This is a genomic window from Anabaena catenula FACHB-362, from assembly GCF_014698735.1.
Taxonomy (GTDB): domain Bacteria; phylum Cyanobacteriota; class Cyanobacteriia; order Cyanobacteriales; family Nostocaceae; genus Anabaena; species Anabaena variabilis_A.
In genome coordinates, this window is record NZ_JACJTQ010000032.1 from 56700 (window position 1) to 72829 (window position 16130).

At 39.6% G+C, this 16130-nt stretch carries 15 protein-coding genes and 3 pseudogenes; 12 read left to right on the forward strand and 6 right to left on the reverse strand.

Annotation, left to right across the window (positions count from 1 at the left end):
• Nucleotides 1–37: 37 nt before the first annotated feature.
• The 3 genes from H6G68_RS18895 to H6G68_RS18905 form a co-directional block, all read right to left on the reverse strand.
• The gene (locus tag H6G68_RS18895) at nt 38–391 is read right to left on the reverse strand and encodes a DUF5615 family PIN-like protein (protein ID WP_190908019.1); all 354 of its coding nucleotides are present in this window, start codon (nt 389–391) and stop codon (nt 38–40) included.
• A complete protein-coding gene (locus H6G68_RS18900; protein ID WP_190908020.1) occupies nt 392–640 on the reverse strand; it encodes a DUF433 domain-containing protein in 249 nt (82 codons plus the stop codon).
• A gap of 76 nt (nt 641–716) precedes the next feature.
• Nucleotides 717–1688 carry an NAD(P)-dependent alcohol dehydrogenase gene (locus H6G68_RS18905; RefSeq protein ID WP_190908021.1) on the reverse strand — a complete coding sequence of 324 codons (972 nt, stop codon included), beginning with the start codon at nt 1686–1688 and terminating at the stop codon, nt 717–719.
• Between the two features lie 218 nt (nt 1689–1906).
• On the opposite strand from H6G68_RS18905, the gene H6G68_RS18910 reads away from it, so the two are divergent.
• The 6 genes and pseudogenes from H6G68_RS18910 to H6G68_RS18935 form a co-directional block, all read left to right on the forward strand.
• Nucleotides 1907–2092 (forward strand): hypothetical protein, encoded by a 186-nt coding sequence (locus tag H6G68_RS18910; protein WP_190908022.1) that lies wholly within the window; start codon nt 1907–1909, stop codon nt 2090–2092.
• 697 nt (nt 2093–2789) lie between these two features.
• Nucleotides 2790–4250, forward strand: coding sequence for a nitrogenase cofactor biosynthesis protein NifB (gene nifB / locus H6G68_RS18915; protein ID WP_190908023.1), 1461 nt, complete (start codon nt 2790–2792; stop codon nt 4248–4250).
• Nucleotides 4251–4482: 232 nt separating this feature from the next.
• A complete protein-coding gene (locus H6G68_RS18920) occupies nt 4483–4827 on the forward strand; it encodes a DUF362 domain-containing protein (RefSeq protein WP_190908024.1) in 345 nt (114 codons plus the stop codon).
• Nucleotides 4828–4925: 98 nt separating this feature from the next.
• The gene (gene nifS / locus H6G68_RS18925) at nt 4926–6137 is read left to right on the forward strand and encodes a cysteine desulfurase NifS (protein WP_190908038.1); all 1212 of its coding nucleotides are present in this window, start codon (nt 4926–4928) and stop codon (nt 6135–6137) included.
• 91 nt (nt 6138–6228) lie between these two features.
• Entirely contained in the window at nt 6229–7143 is a 915-nt protein-coding gene (gene nifU / locus H6G68_RS18930; protein ID WP_190908025.1) for a Fe-S cluster assembly protein NifU, read from the forward strand.
• 242 nt (nt 7144–7385) lie between these two features.
• Nucleotides 7386–7820: pseudogene (locus H6G68_RS18935) on the forward strand (AAA family ATPase); the annotation flags it as partial.
• A 161-nt stretch (nt 7821–7981) separates the two neighbouring features.
• Here the strand turns inward: H6G68_RS18935 and H6G68_RS18940 are convergent.
• The gene (locus H6G68_RS18940; protein WP_190908027.1) at nt 7982–9817 is read right to left on the reverse strand and encodes an ABC transporter ATP-binding protein; all 1836 of its coding nucleotides are present in this window, start codon (nt 9815–9817) and stop codon (nt 7982–7984) included.
• A gap of 413 nt (nt 9818–10230) precedes the next feature.
• Here H6G68_RS18940 and H6G68_RS18945 point away from each other — a divergent pair, with 413 nt between their 5' ends.
• The 4 genes from H6G68_RS18945 (at nt 10231) to H6G68_RS18960 (ending at nt 12205) form a co-directional block, all read left to right on the forward strand.
• Nucleotides 10231–11145, forward strand: coding sequence for a PD-(D/E)XK nuclease domain-containing protein (locus H6G68_RS18945; protein ID WP_190908028.1), 915 nt, complete (start codon nt 10231–10233; stop codon nt 11143–11145).
• Nucleotides 11146–11304: 159 nt separating this feature from the next.
• Complete coding sequence (locus H6G68_RS18950; protein WP_190908029.1) at nt 11305–11565, forward strand: hypothetical protein; 261 nt, start codon at nt 11305–11307, stop codon at nt 11563–11565.
• Entirely contained in the window at nt 11558–11977 is a 420-nt protein-coding gene (locus H6G68_RS18955; protein WP_190908030.1) for a pepsin/retropepsin-like aspartic protease family protein, read from the forward strand. The genes H6G68_RS18950 and H6G68_RS18955 overlap by 8 nt, the downstream gene beginning before the upstream one ends.
• Before the next feature lie 6 nt (nt 11978–11983).
• On the forward strand, nt 11984–12205 hold the full coding sequence (locus H6G68_RS18960; RefSeq protein WP_190908031.1) for a hypothetical protein: 222 nt from the start codon (nt 11984–11986) through the stop codon (nt 12203–12205).
• 4 nt (nt 12206–12209) lie between these two features.
• Here H6G68_RS18960 and H6G68_RS18965 read toward each other — a convergent pair whose 3' ends face one another.
• Nucleotides 12210–13637, reverse strand: coding sequence for an integrase (locus H6G68_RS18965; protein WP_190908032.1), 1428 nt, complete (start codon nt 13635–13637; stop codon nt 12210–12212).
• Nucleotides 13638–13747: 110 nt separating this feature from the next.
• Between H6G68_RS18965 and nifH the strand changes: the two are divergent.
• Both nifH and nifD read left to right on the forward strand, forming a co-directional pair.
• Nucleotides 13748–14209 (forward strand): annotated as a pseudogene (gene nifH / locus H6G68_RS18970) (nitrogenase reductase); the annotation flags it as partial.
• Between the two features lie 139 nt (nt 14210–14348).
• Complete coding sequence (gene nifD, locus H6G68_RS18975; protein WP_190908033.1) at nt 14349–15779, forward strand: nitrogenase molybdenum-iron protein alpha chain; 1431 nt, start codon at nt 14349–14351, stop codon at nt 15777–15779.
• 191 nt (nt 15780–15970) lie between these two features.
• On the opposite strand, the pseudogene H6G68_RS27275 reads toward nifD, so the two are convergent.
• Nucleotides 15971–16130, reverse strand: a pseudogene (locus tag H6G68_RS27275) (IS4 family transposase); the annotation flags it as partial.

The window sequence follows — 16130 nt, forward strand, 5'->3', positions numbered from 1 at the left end:
TAATCATATGAAATATCCAAAATATCTGACACAACAATTATTTTATCCTGGCAAATCTAATCTGAGATTCAGTAACTACTACAAAACTATCCGTTAACTGTTCCATATACTTTTCAAATACCTGTTGTAAAATGTTGATTTTATTTCCAGAGCGTTCATTTTCCAAACGCAGAAGAATCACACCCCGATGTGGACACTGATCCCGATAAACTTTATCGCCAAAATCTTTGTCGCTAGTAATCAAAATCCAGTTTTCATCAAAAGCCTTTTGAATAATTGTGCTATCATCAATTCCTCGTGCTTGTTCATAAACTGAGAAAACTTCGTGACCTTGTTCACGTAACCAACGAGCGACAGCCACACCTGTATTTTCATCTACCAAAAATCGCATCTACGCAATCTCCGCAGTTAAAGGCATAAAGATTGTACTTTCTAGAGAGCGAGAGGCAAATAATAAACAAGCTTGAATATCTGCTTCTACCAAACCTTCATATTCTTCCAGAATTTCTGTTACTGTTGCGCCGTGTGCCAGAAGATTAAGAATATACTCCACTGTTAAGCGTGTTCCTTTGATTGTTGGTTTTCCCACCATTACTTTCGGATTGGTAGTAATACGGTTGAGTAGTTTTTCGTTTGTCATATATTGAAAGTGGTAAATAGTATTGCTTCTAGGACAATAAGACTATTCTGTCACAGATTTGAACATGATATGGCGTTTATGTAGAAGTTCTAACAGCGATGCCTGCGGCGAGCAAAGCAATCGCAATTTTTCCCACCGCACGCTCACCTTCACTGTATCGATGAGCTTCTGCCAATTCTTGCAAAGGATATGTGCGATCAATCACAGTCCGCATTTTACCCCCTTCAATCAAATTTTTTAAATAAACCAAATCCTTGTTATTAGGTATTTCCAACACAAATTTCACCTTTTGACCAGGCAGAAACATTGTTAAAAAACCCTGTAAAATTACTTCCGGGGTAGGTAAAGTGGAAATATAAACCCCATTTGGCTTTAAAACTTTCCTGCAATTAGAAAATTCTCCTTTGGCAACAGCATCAAAAATAATATCGTACTGCACATTACCTTCGGTAAAATCCTGTTGCGTATAGTCAATCACTAAATCTGCATTCAAAGATTTCACCAAATCCAAATTTCTGGTACTGCAAACGCCCGTCACTTCAGCCCCCAATGCTTTAGCAATTTGCACTGCAAAAACGCCTACACCGCCCGATGCACCATTAATCAATACCTTTTGACCTGATTTGATATCACCCAAGTTTTGCAGGGACTGTAGAGCCGTTAGCGCCGCTAAAGGTACAGTGGCTGCTTCCTCATAACTCATATTTGTGGGTTTGGGAGCCGCAAAATTTTCAGGGATAGCAGCGAATTCTGCATAAGCACCTCCAGGTAAGCTAGTGCTGCCATAAATAGCATCTCCTACTTTAAAGCGCGTCACCTGCGAACCAACTTCCACCACTTCCCCAGCCACATCAAACCCTAGAATCATGGGAAAGTTGTTCCCCGTCAACAAACTCAACATTCCCTTGCGGATTTTCCAGTCAATGGGATTAACACTACTAGTGTGAACTTTCACAAGTAACTGCTCAGGCGTGATTTTCGGCTGCGCCACCTCTTCATACTGCAACACTTCAGCAGAACCATAGCGACGGATCACCACAGCTTTCATAACATTTCCCCCTGTTTGACTTGTTCGCCATATATATATTGTAGCGATACTAAAAGTTCAGGACGATTAATTTCTTTTCCTATTTCCTATTTCCTAATTTGACATTATTTATCATTCCCGAACAGCTATAAGAACGTCAAACCAAGAAAACCTAATTTAAAAAATTAAATTTATTGCAAATAATCTGCATTAATAGTTATCATTGTATTAGAGCCATAATGCTTATTCAACATAGTTTAGACGTGCAATTAACATCATTAATCATCGAAAAGTTAAAAGAATATGAACTGCATTTTTACATCAAAAAAAATGATATGTTGGATACAGAATATAATTTGGCAGATCTCTGGACTATTACAACGTTTTTTGCTCCAGAGTTACACCTCAAATACCTTGCAAATTAGGGCTTTCAGCAGGATTTGAGGAGCGTTTGAGTACATGGTTAATGTAGTCCAAAAGAAACCCAAATATTGCCCAATACCTCTCAGGCATTGGGTTTTGACTGAGTACAAAGAAATCCTGAACCCCACTCGATAAATACTCGTACCCCAACTGAAAAATACTAGAACCTCTACCCGAAAAAAATTTATTTAATTTTTGTAACCCTGGCAAAGATTGGGGTTTATAGATTTGAGTACAAACATAATATATCCAATAAATCCTATCCTAGACAGCCCAACAACCTATCTAGAAACGGCTGCTATAAATCATTTATCGCCAATCACTTAACGCTCCTTAACAAAGTTAGAAGCCAAAAGTGAGTGGAGGGATGAGATAGCACCATGCCTGAAGTGAAAGGAAGTCGCGGCTGTATACACAAAGTCTACCCAAGACCCAAACGTTGACACACACCAGCCGAACCTTGGAGAAATTTTGGATTTTAGACTTCGGCTGCGCTCAGTCGAACGATTTTAGATTTTGGATTAAAAGTCTTAATTAATAGACTTTTGCCATGATCTCAAATAACACTAAATCATCCAAAATTAGTATCATACTCCTGCAAAAAAATGAGTATAAGACGCGACTTCAGTTCATAGGCATTGGCAGTAGTAACAGCATCTCCCACAGTGGCTCTTTAGTCCACCGACCTTGCGAAATTCAATGACACTACCTGCTACAAACATTCTCACCTCCTCCAATCAGGAATCCATTATCACCCCAGCTAAATCTGGTAATTGCGGTTGCGACAGCAGCACAACTCCAGAAATGGACGAAAAACTCATAGAACGCATCGCTAAACATCCCTGCTACAGTGAAGAAGCTCATCACCATTACGCCCGGATGCACGTTGCAGTTGCACCAGCTTGTAACATACAATGTAACTATTGTAACCGCAAGTATGACTGTGCTAACGAAAGTCGCCCTGGAGTGGTAAGTGAGTTGCTCACACCGGAAGAAGCCGCACATAAAGTGTTGGTAATTGCCGGAAAAATTCCCCAAATGACAGTTTTGGGAGTTGCGGGCCCTGGTGATCCTTTGGCTAATCCAGAAAAAACCTTCCGTACCTTTGAATTGATTGCAGACAAAGCACCAGATATTAAACTGTGCTTATCTACTAACGGTTTGATGCTCACAGAATATGTTGATCGCATCAAGCAATTAAATATAGATCACGTTACTATCACCCTTAACACCATCGATCCAGAAATAGGCGCACAAATCTATTCTTGGGTTCATTACAAACGTAAGCGTTATAGAGGCGTTGAAGGGGCAAAAATTCTCCTAGAAAAGCAGTTGGAAGGATTGCAAGCTCTCAAGGAAGCTGATATCTTGTGCAAAGTTAATTCCGTGATGATTCCGGGAATTAATGACCAACACTTGGTAGAAGTTAACAAGGCAATTCGCGCCAGAGGTGCATTCTTGCACAACATCATGCCGCTGATTTCTGCACCAGAACATGGTACACACTTCGGTTTAACCGGTCAACGGGGACCAACAGGTAAAGAACTGAAGGAAGTCCAAGACAACTGCTCTGGTAACATGAAAATGATGCGTCACTGTCGTCAGTGCCGAGCAGATGCGGTAGGATTATTAGGAGAAGATCGTAGCCAAGAATTCACCAAAGATAAGTTCTTGGAAATGACTCCAGAATATAACTTTGAAACACGCCAAGAAGTTCACGAAGGTATTGAGAAATTTAGAGAAGAAATTAAAGCAGCTAAAGATAAAGCAAAAGCAACTGCTGTAGAGAGTAACAATGGTAAATCTCTACAAAACAAACCCAAAATCCTAGTTGCAGTAGCAACAAAAGGTGGTGGATTAGTTAACCAACACTTCGGACACGCTAAAGAATTCCAAGTGTATGAAGTTGATGGTAAGGAAGTACGCTTTGTCAGTCATCGTAAGATTGACCAATATTGTCAAGGTGGTTACAGCGAAGAAGCTACCGCAGACCATATAATGAAAGCGATCGCAGATTGTAAAGCAGTCTTGGTTTCCAAAATCGGTAACTGTCCCAAAGAGAAACTGCACGAAGCTGGGATACAGACTGTTGAAGCTTACGACGTAATTGAAAAGGTTGCTTTAGAGTTTTACGAGCAATATGTAGCAGCTAATGGGTAATAGGTAATAGGTAATGGGTAATTGGTAATGGGTAATTGGTAATGGGTAATGGGTAATGGGTAATGGGTAATGGGTAATGGGTAATGGGTAATATTTATTTCCAATCACTTCTTCCCTAATTACCAATCACCAATCACCAATCACCAATCACCAATCACCAATCACCAATCACCAATCACCAATCACCTATTACCAATCACCTCTTCACCAATTCACACCAAGGTAAATAATCATGGCTTACAAAATTACTAGCCAGTGTATTTCCTGCAAGCTTTGTTTGTCTGTTTGTCCCACCGGTGCAATTAAAGTAGTTGACGGTATTCACTGGATTGACTCTGAACTTTGCACAAACTGTGTTGGCAGCATTCACACTGTACCTCAATGTAAAGCTGGTTGTCCCACTGCTCATGGTTGCGTTAAACAACCAAGCGATTATTGGGAAGGTTGGTTTGCTAATTACAACCGCGTCTTAGCAAAGTTGACCAATAAACAAGATTACTGGGAAACTTGGCGGAATACTTATTCCCAGAAGTTTTCCGAACAGTTGCAAAAGCATCAAGGCCAAGTACCGGCTTAATGAAGAAAATAGTGGGACAGAGGGGATAATTAACAATTAACATCTCATCTTCTGTCCCCAATAACTAAATGACTAATGATTAATAACTAATGACTAAAATGCAAAAGAATTGCATCTATCTCGATAACAATGCTACCACCAAAGTAGATCCAGCAGTTTTAGAAGCAATGCTGCCTTATCTGACGGATTATTACGGTAATCCTTCTAGTATGCACAGTTTTGGTGGACAACTTGGCAAAGGTGTCAAAATAGCCAGAGAACAAATTGCGGCTTTGTTGGGAGCAGAAGAATCAGAAATCATTTTTACCAGTTGTGGAACTGAGGGAGATAATGCTGCTATTCGTGCTGCATTATTAGCTCAACCAGAAAAACGCCACATCATCACAACTCAGGTAGAACACCCCGCAGTTTTAAATGTCTGCAAACAACTAGAAACCCAAGGTTATACTGTTACTTATTTGTCAGTAAATGCGAAGGGACAGTTAGATTTAGATGAACTGGAAGCTTCCCTGACAGGTAACACCGCGTTGGTAACGGTGATGTATGCCAATAATGAAACCGGCACTATCTTTCCTATTGAAGAGATTGGTGCTAGAGTTAAGGAATACGGCGCTCTCTTCCACGTTGATGCAGTCCAAGCGGTAGGTAAATTACCCTTGAACATGAAGACCAGCACCATAGATATGTTAACTATATCTGGTCACAAAATCCACGCACCTAAAGGCATTGGTGTTCTATATGTGCGTCGTGGAGTTCGGTTCCGTCCTTTCCTCCTGGGTGGACACCAAGAACGGGGACGCAGAGCAGGTACAGAGAACGTTCCCGGAATTATTGCTCTGGGCAAAGCTGCGGAACTAGAAATGCTACATTTAGAAGAGGCAACCAAGAGAGAAAGCCGGTTGCGCGATCGCTTGGAAAAAGCTCTCCTTGCCAAAATTCCCGACTGTGAAGTAAATGGTGATCCTAGTCATAGATTACCAAACACCACAAATATTGGTTTCAAATATATTGAAGGTGAAGCAATTCTGCTCTCCTTAAATAAGTACGGTATTTGTGCTTCTTCTGGATCTGCTTGTACTTCTGGTTCTCTAGAACCTTCCCATGTTTTAAGAGCGATGGGTTTACCCTACACCACTTTACATGGTTCGATTCGTTTCAGTCTTTGTCGCTACACCACCGAAGCTGAAATCGATCAAGTTATCGCAGTTATGCCAGAAATTGTTGAACGTCTTCGCGCTTTATCTCCCTTCAAAAATGATAATGCGGGTTGGTTACAACAACAAGCACAAACATTAGTAATTCGTAATTAGTAATGCGTAATTCGTAATTAATATTTCAATTACGAATTACCAATTACCAATAATCAATCTAAGAACAAAAATCTAAAATCCAAAATTAGCCATGTGGGACTACACAGATAAAGTATTAGAATTGTTTTACGATCCCAAAAACCAGGGCGCAATTGAAGAAACTGGCGAAGCTGGTGTTAAGGTTGCAACTGGAGAGATAGGCAGTATTGCTTGTGGTGATGCTCTCAGATTGCATTTAAAAGTTGAAGTTGCATCTGATAAGATTCTTGATGCTCGTTTTCAAACCTTTGGTTGCACCAGTGCGATCGCTTCTTCAAGTGCTTTAACCGAAATGGTAAAAGGCTTGACATTAGATGAAGCCCTAAAGGTGTCTAATAAAGATATTGCCGATTACCTGGGCGGTTTGCCAGAAGCGAAAATGCACTGCTCAGTTATGGGTCAAGAAGCTCTAGAAGCTGCTATCTATAATTATAGAGGTATTCCTTTAGCTGCCCATGATGATGATGATGAAGGTGTACTAATTTGTAGCTGTTTTGGTATCACTGATACCAAGATTAGAAAGGCAGTTGCACAAAATAATCTCCTCAGTGCAGAGCAAGTAACAAATTATGTAAAAGCTGGTGGCGGATGCGGTTCCTGTTTAACGAAAATTGATGATATAATAAGAGAAGTAAAGCAGGAAACCGCCAAACCAAATCTCAACACCAACGGCGTGAAAGCTACTACAGAAATTGCTAGTTCAATGTTTAATGGGGGGCAACAAAAACCATTAACTAATGTTCAAAAAATTGCCCTGATTCAAAAAGTATTAGATGAAGAAGTCCGACCCGTATTAATTGCCGACGGGGGAGATGTAGAACTCTACGATATAGAAGGCAATAAAGTACAAGTGATTCTCAAAGGTGCTTGCGGTTCATGTTCCAGCAGCACAGCAACTTTGAAAGTTGCGATTGAAGCGAGATTACGCGATCGCATCAGCAAAGAAATAATTGTCGAAGCAGTTTAGAAATTAGTCATTAGTCAGTGGTTATTAGTCATTAGCAAATGATAAAGAACAATTGATAAATGACACACCAGTAATCCTCACAACCTAATAAATACAATGCACTCAACACTGATTCTATGTTTGGTAGAGCGTTCGCCTCCATAGCGACGTTCTACACACGCTCACCGCCGTAGAACTTGGCCGTGAGAACCAAAAGACGAAAGACAAAACACCAACCAACCAATTCTAGGAAAACACGAACAATGACTACTGACGCAAATATTAGACAGATAGCTTTCTACGGCAAGGGCGGTATCGGTAAGTCTACCACCTCTCAAAATACCCTCGCAGCTATGGCTGAAATGGGTCAACGCATCATGATCGTAGGTTGCGACCCTAAAGCTGACTCTACCCGTTTGATGCTCCACTCCAAGGCTCAAACCACCGTTCTTTCCTTGGCTGCTGAAAGAGGTGCAGTTGAAGATTTGGAACTCCACGAAGTCATGTTGACCGGTTTCCGTGGTGTTAAGTGCGTAGAATCTGGTGGTCCAGAACCCGGTGTAGGTTGTGCTGGTCGTGGTATTATCACCGCTATTAACTTCCTAGAAGAAAATGGTGCTTACACAGACTTAGACTTCGTATCTTACGACGTATTAGGTGACGTTGTATGCGGTGGTTTTGCTATGCCTATCCGTGAAGAATAAGCTGTTTTATCTGGGGTTTTTGTTAATGCGATTGGTTGGGAATTTTGATTTTTTTATGCCCTATTTATGCCCTGGAAAATTTGAGAGAAATGGGCAATTTGTTTGATTTTTCTTCCTTTATTTACCCTATTTTATCCCTAGTGTCAAGACGGCGACTACTGATACCCAGCAGCTTGTAATAAAAACAACTTTGCATAACGTCCTCCTGCCTGTAATAATTCTTCGTGAGTTCCCAGTTCCACAACAACGCCATCTTCTATAACCGCGATTTTGTCAGCCATGCGTACCGTTGAGAAACGGTGGGAAATCAAAAGTACCATCTGATGTTGAGTAATAGCCCGAAAATGATTAAAAATCTCAAACTCAGCTTGGGCATCTATTGCCGATGTAGGTTCATCCAACACCAAGATATCTGCTTGCGATCGCATAAAAGCACGAGACAGGGCAATTTTCTGCCACTGTCCTCCAGAAAGTTCCTGTCCTCCCTTAAACCAACGACCAAGCTGCGTCTGGAAGCTTTGAGGTAATTGGTCAATAAAAGATTCGGCCATGCCTTTTTGGGCAGCAGTTTGCCAGCGGGTCTTGTTGTCTAAATGTTCTACATCGCCAACGCCAATATTCTCACCCACAGTGAACTGATACCGGACAAAGTTCTGAAAAATCACACCAATGCGACGACGTAGCACATCCACATCCCATTCCTGCAAGTCCAAGCCATCTAATAAAATCCGCCCAGAGTCAGGGGTGTAAAGTCGGGTAAGTAGTTTGATTAAGGTGGTCTTGCCGGAACCGTTTTCACCCACAATTGCTAGTTTCTCTCCAGGTTGTAAATGCAGGGAAATGTTTCTCAACGCAGGTACAGAACTTCCCGGATAAGTAAATGATACATTCTCAAAACGGATACCATCTTGGGGATTAAAACCAGTGGTAGCCTGACCCCAAGGCTGTGGTACTTCCTCTTCCAGGAAATCGTAGAGATTCGATAAATATAGGTTGTCTTCATACATTCCGCCAATAGAAATGAGGGCATTGGCAAAAGTAGACTGTCCTTGGCGAAACACGGTGAGATACATTGTCATATCTCCCAAGGAAATTCTACCTACAGCTGTTTCCAAAACAATCCAAGCATATGCTAAGTAAAAAGCAGCTGTACTAACTAAACTTAGGAGATACCCCCATAGCCCTCGCCGTAGAGTCAAATCACGGTCTTGTCCGTAGAGTTGATTAAACAGGTTGTGATAACGTCCTAGCAGCATCTCTCCCAGCTGATAGAGTTTGACTTCTGTGACAAAATCTTCTCTGGCTAACAGATTTTCTAAGTAATGCTGTTGACGAATTTCTGGCGCACGCCAAGTAAATAAGCGAAAGGCTTCTCCAGCAAACTTCGTTTCGGCAATAAATACAGGCATAGCTGCCAAAATCAGCATTACTACTGCCCAAGCTGAGAAATTTACTAGTAAAACACCATAGGTAAGCAGGGAAAGGGCATTTTGTACCAAGCCAAAAGTGCGGGTGACTAGGGAAAGGGGACGGACGGATGCTTCTCTGCGTGCATTGGTCAATTTATCATAGAATTCTGAGTCTTCAAACTGCCGCAGATCCAGTGTCAACGCCTTTTCTAAGATGAGTACGTTCACCCGCTGCCCCAGTAGCGCCCGTAGTAAGGATTGACAAATGGTGATTCCCCGTTGGCTGCCTGCTAGTAGAACTACAGCGATCGCTTCTAATCCTACATATAATAAAGCTCCAGAATTATTGACAACACCATTACTGTCTAAATTAACTTGAGAGGAGGCAAATACCACCGCATCAACAATTAATTTACCAATGTAGGATATCGTCGCCGGCAAAAGACCAGCCACTAAAGTTAAACTAGCCAGAAGAATAGTCAGCGAGCGACTAGTAGTCCATACTAAGCTTACAGCCCGTCCACCATAACGGAAAACCGTCAGTGATTGACGTAGAACATTTCGTTTTTTTTTAATCTTCATTTTACCGTGAAGAGTCAGCTATGTTGAATAGGGTTTTTGTTAATGCGATTGGTTGGAAATTTTGTTTTTTTATGCCCTATTTATGCCCTGGAAAATTTTAGTCAAATGGACATTTTGCTTTGTTTATATTCTTTTGTTTACCCTATTTTGTCCCTAGCGTCAATAGGGATACATAATTTTTGATAAATGGGTTAATATATCCAGTTGATTTTATTTATGAATTTACTTATCAAAGCAGGAAACAGAGAGTGAGCAAGAGACTTGGTTACAATATTCTACAGTAGAATACAAGTTAGCATAAAGCTATATTTGATCTAATAATTTGAAATAGACTTTAGGATTATGATATTTGAGATAGTGCAGAAGTAAGTTAAGCTATTAATGTTACTTTTCAAAAAGTATAGAGAGAAATAATGCAGATTTATTTATCAGAGGTTCAAGATTACTTAAGCAGGTTTTTTAAAGCTAAGATCCAAGAATACCGCGAGGATCTGAAGAATCTCAAACCTCATCAGGGTTATGGATTTTATTACAAACATGATGAAGTTGGACAAGCACTCTTCAATATTGTTTCCAATATAGAAGAAACATTTTGGGATTTACGCATACCTGAGGCCTTCTCCTCTCCAGAACAACTTATAAATACTCTGATAAGGTTTCGAGATACTCTTTCAAGACAGGATACTATTTTTGCAGATGTATTTGATCACTATGAAATAGAGAGCAAAGAGCCTCCAATACCCGTCTTTGAAATACGTAGAATTAATCATGAGGTTCTTAGTGCTGTAAACCATGCTTTATCATTAAATGAAGTAGAAACTTACTTGTCTGAAAAAACCTATCAGGAAACAGGTATACAGAAAGCTATCGATAGACTTATTTTTATTTGTCAACGTTTTCATTCCATTGCCAAACAGTTAGAACTAAGACGTTCAGATAAGGGAAAAATAAGAGAAACTTTAAAAATAAAAGATGAATATGATGTGCAAGATTTATTATACGCTCTTTTAAAAATTGATTTTGTTAATATTAGGAAAGAAGAAGGAATGCCTAGTTTTGCTGGTAGTTCATCAAGAATGGATTTCTTACTAAAAGAAGAAAAAATAGGTATAGAAGTCAAGAAAACTCGTGAAAGTCTGAAAGATAAAGAAATTACTACTGAATTAGCTGAAGATATTATTAGATATCAAAGTCATCCAGATTGCGAATACTTGTTGTGTTTTATTTATGATCCTGAAGGACTTCTTAAAAATTCTGAAGCATTGATTCGTGATTTAAGTAAATCTGGTAATGACAAGCTGACAGTTCGTGTTATAGTGAATCCTTAGTAGTTAGCATTTAAGTCTGATATTTTTTAGAATGAGTGCGATCGCTTTTCTGGTGTTGTGGTTTGAGTGCGATCTCATTTTCGGTCTTTTGGGTTGATGGAGTGCGATTAAAATATTGTTATCTTAGGATTATTATCCAATACTGTCATAACTTGCAATATGCCTCTAAATGAATTACTACCTACTGTTAGTCAGCTATCTCACCAAGACAAATTGCGTCTTATTCATTTTCTATTATTAGCCGTAGCAAAAGAAGAAGGATGTAATTTAGAATCAACTGATAATCAAGAACAAGAAAACTTGCTGCTGGAACAATTAGCATCTACTGAAGCTGTTGTTTGGTCTCCTTATGATGCCCATGAAGCTGCTCAAACATTATCTGATATGCTAACAGCAGCAAAGGAAGAAGGCCATGCTTGAGAGTAGAAGATTTCCCTTTATTGAGCGAAGTAATACTCCTGGTGTTTCTAGCAATATGCCTTATTTACCATTAACATTGACTCACAAAAACCGTTCTATTGAAGTTATGGCTTTGCTAGATACAGGTGCAAGCGTTAATGTATTACCCTATGAAATAGGTCTGCAACTAGGAGCAATTTGGGAACAGCAAAAAGTTCCAATTCAGTTAACTGGGAATTTAGCTCATTTCCAAGCACGGGGATTAATTGTATCAGCTACCATTGCTGAATTTTTGCCTGTTTTGCTTGCATTTGCTTGGACAGAATCTAGAGAAGCACCCGTACTACTTGGACACATGAATTTTTTTGCAGAGTTTGATGTGTGTTTTTATCGTGCAGATTTAGCTTTTGAGGTACATCCAAGAAGAAAATAATATACAATGCAAACTTTTAACCTTGAGCAAACCATTAATGCTTGGTCATCCATTGGCAAAAACGTCTTTGTTCCTCACACAGAAGAGGAATATGAACACTTAGTTGATATCCTAGATTCTCTGATAGATAAAGTTGGTGAAGATGAAAACCATCCGCTTGCATCGTTAATGGAAGTCATCGGAGTTTTAATTGAAAATTACGAAACTGAACATATTCCTGAACTTTAGTTATTTAATTAATCATTCTCATCAACTCTTGATTTCCTATCTGCAACCGCAACCTTTCATTCTCAATTCTCAACCTCTCATTTTCCTGTTCCAATCTAATCACCATATCCTGTAAATCTTCCACCTTCGATTTTTTCTTAATCGCTTCCTCAATTGCAACTTTACGATTTTCTAAACTAAACCACTTTTGATAAATAGATGTGTGCATATTCACAGAATGACCCAAATTATCAGCAGCAGCTTTAATCGGAATCCCCATTAAATGCGCTCTAATTGCCCAACCATGCCGTAAATCGTAAGGTTGAAAAGGAATCCCCACAAATCTAAACCATCTATCTGTACCATGTCGTGCAGAGTTGATTTCTCGACTTGTAACTTTATCTTTAATTTTTGCTTTTAACAACTCAATTGCTTCTATATCTGCTTTTAAATTAAAAGTTTCTACCCAACGCGGATATAATGGTAAAACTTCCCTTTCTCCCGTTTTACATTCCTCATTAACACGCCATGTATTCATCACATTTTCTGATGATAGCCACCAATTTAAATCAGGATTAACAAAAATTTCAATTGGTCTTAATCCATAAGTTGCTAACATCCCATAAACCCATCTCCACAATTTCCAATTATTTCTATCTTCTCTAGTTGTCAACTTACTAGAACGATTAATAGCATAATTTTCAAACTTCAGATATTCCTGTTCTATCTCTGCATCAGTAGGTATATCACGTTTACGTTGAGAAATAGCCTTGATTTTTAAATTACTCAATTCTGGAACTTCTACACCAGAACATTTACACAAAACCCTAATTACTTTAATCAATTCATTTTTCACACTATCCGATGATGAGCAAAATTTAACAGCATCAATAAAATTGGCATTTATCGCTAATTTATCTTTCGGTAAATGTGTTTTAGCAATATAGAAATAACTATTAAACGTATTGTTACTTTTGAGAGTGCGTTTTCTAGTTTGAAAATAGTTTTGCTCAAATTCAGAAATCAACTCTCCTATCGTGATAAATTTCGCTTTAAATCTAGTTTTGCCTAAATATTTATCAGTCCAAATAAATTGTTTTCTAGCAATGAGAGTTCCTAACTCATTAGCTTCTTCTTCCGCAGTGTTTAAACCATCAAAACTAAATGGTATCCCCAAAGAAATATCATATTGCTTTGTGCCGATACCGTTTTTATCAATATCACCTGGTTTAATAGGTAAGGTAGTTCTTAACTGTAATGAATTACCGGATTTTCTGACAGAAACACTTACCCTTGCGGCTCTTAGTCTAGCATTAATTGCTTTTAATTCTGTCGTTAGTTTTGCCGTTAGGTGATTTTCTTGATTTTCTACTGCTTGCATTCTGCCTAAATATCCCCCATCGGTGATAGCTGTTTGGTGAAAATCGGCAAATGCTTCCTGTGTTCTGTCCATACCCTAGATTTACCCTAATAAAAAAGCTGTTCATCTCAGACAATGATTACGGCAAACATTGTTGAAAATAAACATTTTCCGGCTTGAAAAATTATATTATTACTCTTTCCCGTGAAGGTAAAGCACAAGAAATCTACATCGTTACATCAGGTGAAATGATGGCGATGTACGCTGCAAACAACATCGCTCGTGGTGTTCTCAAATATGCTCACTCCGGTGGTGTACGTTTAGGTGGTTTGATCTGTAACAGCCGTAAGGTTGACCGTGAAATCGAATTGATCGAAACCTTGGCTGAACGTTTGAACACTCAAATGATTCACTTCGTACCCCGTGACAACATCGTTCAACACGCAGAATTGCGTCGGATGACAGTTAACGAGTACGCACCTGATAGCGATCAGGGTAATGAATACCGCGCATTAGCTAAGAAGATCATCAACAACAAGAACCTCACCATCCCCACACCAATTGAAATGGATGAGTTGGAAGCATTGTTGATTGAATTCGGTATTCTTGATGATGACACCAAGCACGCTGAAATCATTGGTAAGCCCGCAGGTGCTACCAAGTAGTAATTGATAATTTAGGAGACGGAAAAAGGAAAACACTACATAATTTCCTTTTTACCTTCCTTTCCCTCCCCACAGGGGACATTAAGTCCCCAAACCCCCCATCCCTATCCCCGTTCCTTAGGAGCAAGAGAGACAGAATATGACTCCTCCAGATGACAAGAAGATCGTTGAACAAAGAAAAGAACTAGTTAAAGAAGTTCTGAAAGCTTACCCCGAAAAAGCTGCTAAAAAGCGCGAAAAGCACTTAAACGTATTTGAAGAAGGTAAGGCTGATTGTGGTGTTAAATCTAACATCAAATCCCTTCCTGGTGTAATGACCGCTCGTGGTTGTGCTTACGCAGGTTCCAAGGGTGTGGTTTGGGGTCCTATTAAGGACATGATCCACATCAGCCACGGTCCCGTAGGTTGCGGTTACTGGTCTTGGTCTGGTCGTCGTAACTACTACATTGGTACAACAGGTATTGATACCTTTGGTACCATGCACTTCACCTCTGACTTCCAAGAACGCGACATCGTTTTTGGTGGTGACAAGAAACTCACCAAATTAATTGAAGAATTAGACGTATTATTCCCCTTAAACCGTGGGGTTTCTATTCAATCTGAATGTCCCATCGGTCTAATTGGAGATGACATCGAAGCAGTAGCTAAGAAGACATCTAAAACAATTGGTAAGCCAGTTATTCCTGTCCGTTGCGAAGGTTTCCGTGGTGTGTCTCAGTCTTTAGGACACCACATCGCTAACGACATGATTCGTGACTGGGTATTCCCCAGAGCAGACAAGGCTAAGAAAGACGGTACATTGAAGTTTGAAGGTACTCCCTACGACGTAGCCATCATCGGTGACTACAACATCGGTGGAGATGCTTGGGCCAGCCGCATTCTTTTAGAAGAAATCGGTTTGCGCGTTGTTGCTCAATGGTCTGGTGATGGTACAATCAACGAAATGTTGATGACACCAAACGTGAAGATGAACCTCATCCACTGTTACCGCTCGATGAACTACATCAGCCGTCACATGGAAGAAGCTTATGGTATACCCTGGCTTGAGTATAATTTCTTCGGACCTACCAAGATTGCTGCATCTTTACGCGAAATCGCTTCTAAGTTTGACGCGAAGATTCAAGCAAATGCTGAGAAGGTAATTGCTAAGTACCAACCCACAATGGATGCGATTGTTGGTAAATATCGCCCCCGTTTGGAAGGTAAGACAGTTGCAATGATGGTTGGTGGTCTACGTCCTCGTCACGTTGTTCCCGCTTTCCAAGATTTGGGAATGAAGATGATTGGTACTGGTTATGAGTTCGCTCATAATGATGACTACAAACGTACTACTCACTACATTGAAAACGGAACCATCGTTTATGACGACGTTACCGCTTTTGAATTTGAAGAATTCATCAAAGCACTGAAGCCAGACTTAGTTGCTTCTGGTGTGAAAGAGAAGTATGTCTTCCAAAAGATGGGTCTTCCTTTCCGTCAAATGCACTCTTGGGATTACTCCGAACCTAGTAACACCGCTCAAAAGAATGAGAAATCAAGATTTTTTAGTAGTAGAAATAAAAAGAGTTGATTTTTAGCCTAAATTGGATTTGTAGTGTTTGTGAGTAACATTGTTTATTGGATACTGGATATAGTATAACTCTGATTCAGTCTGGTTTTGAGATGTAGCTTAAATTTGGTTGAAATCAAAACTGTTAAATAGAAAAACTTTTTTAGCGAAGATTTTTTAGACTAAAATATCTGACGGGGGGACGAAATCAGCTACAAGACAGACTCTATAAGCCTCATAGCTCTTAGACCTTGTTGATAATACTTACACTTATTGCGATTTAATCTTATTAATTCTGTAACCAAATCCATACAAATCTCCTTAAAATTGACCCAAGTTTGACCATATAATCCGATATAAAAACTACTATGT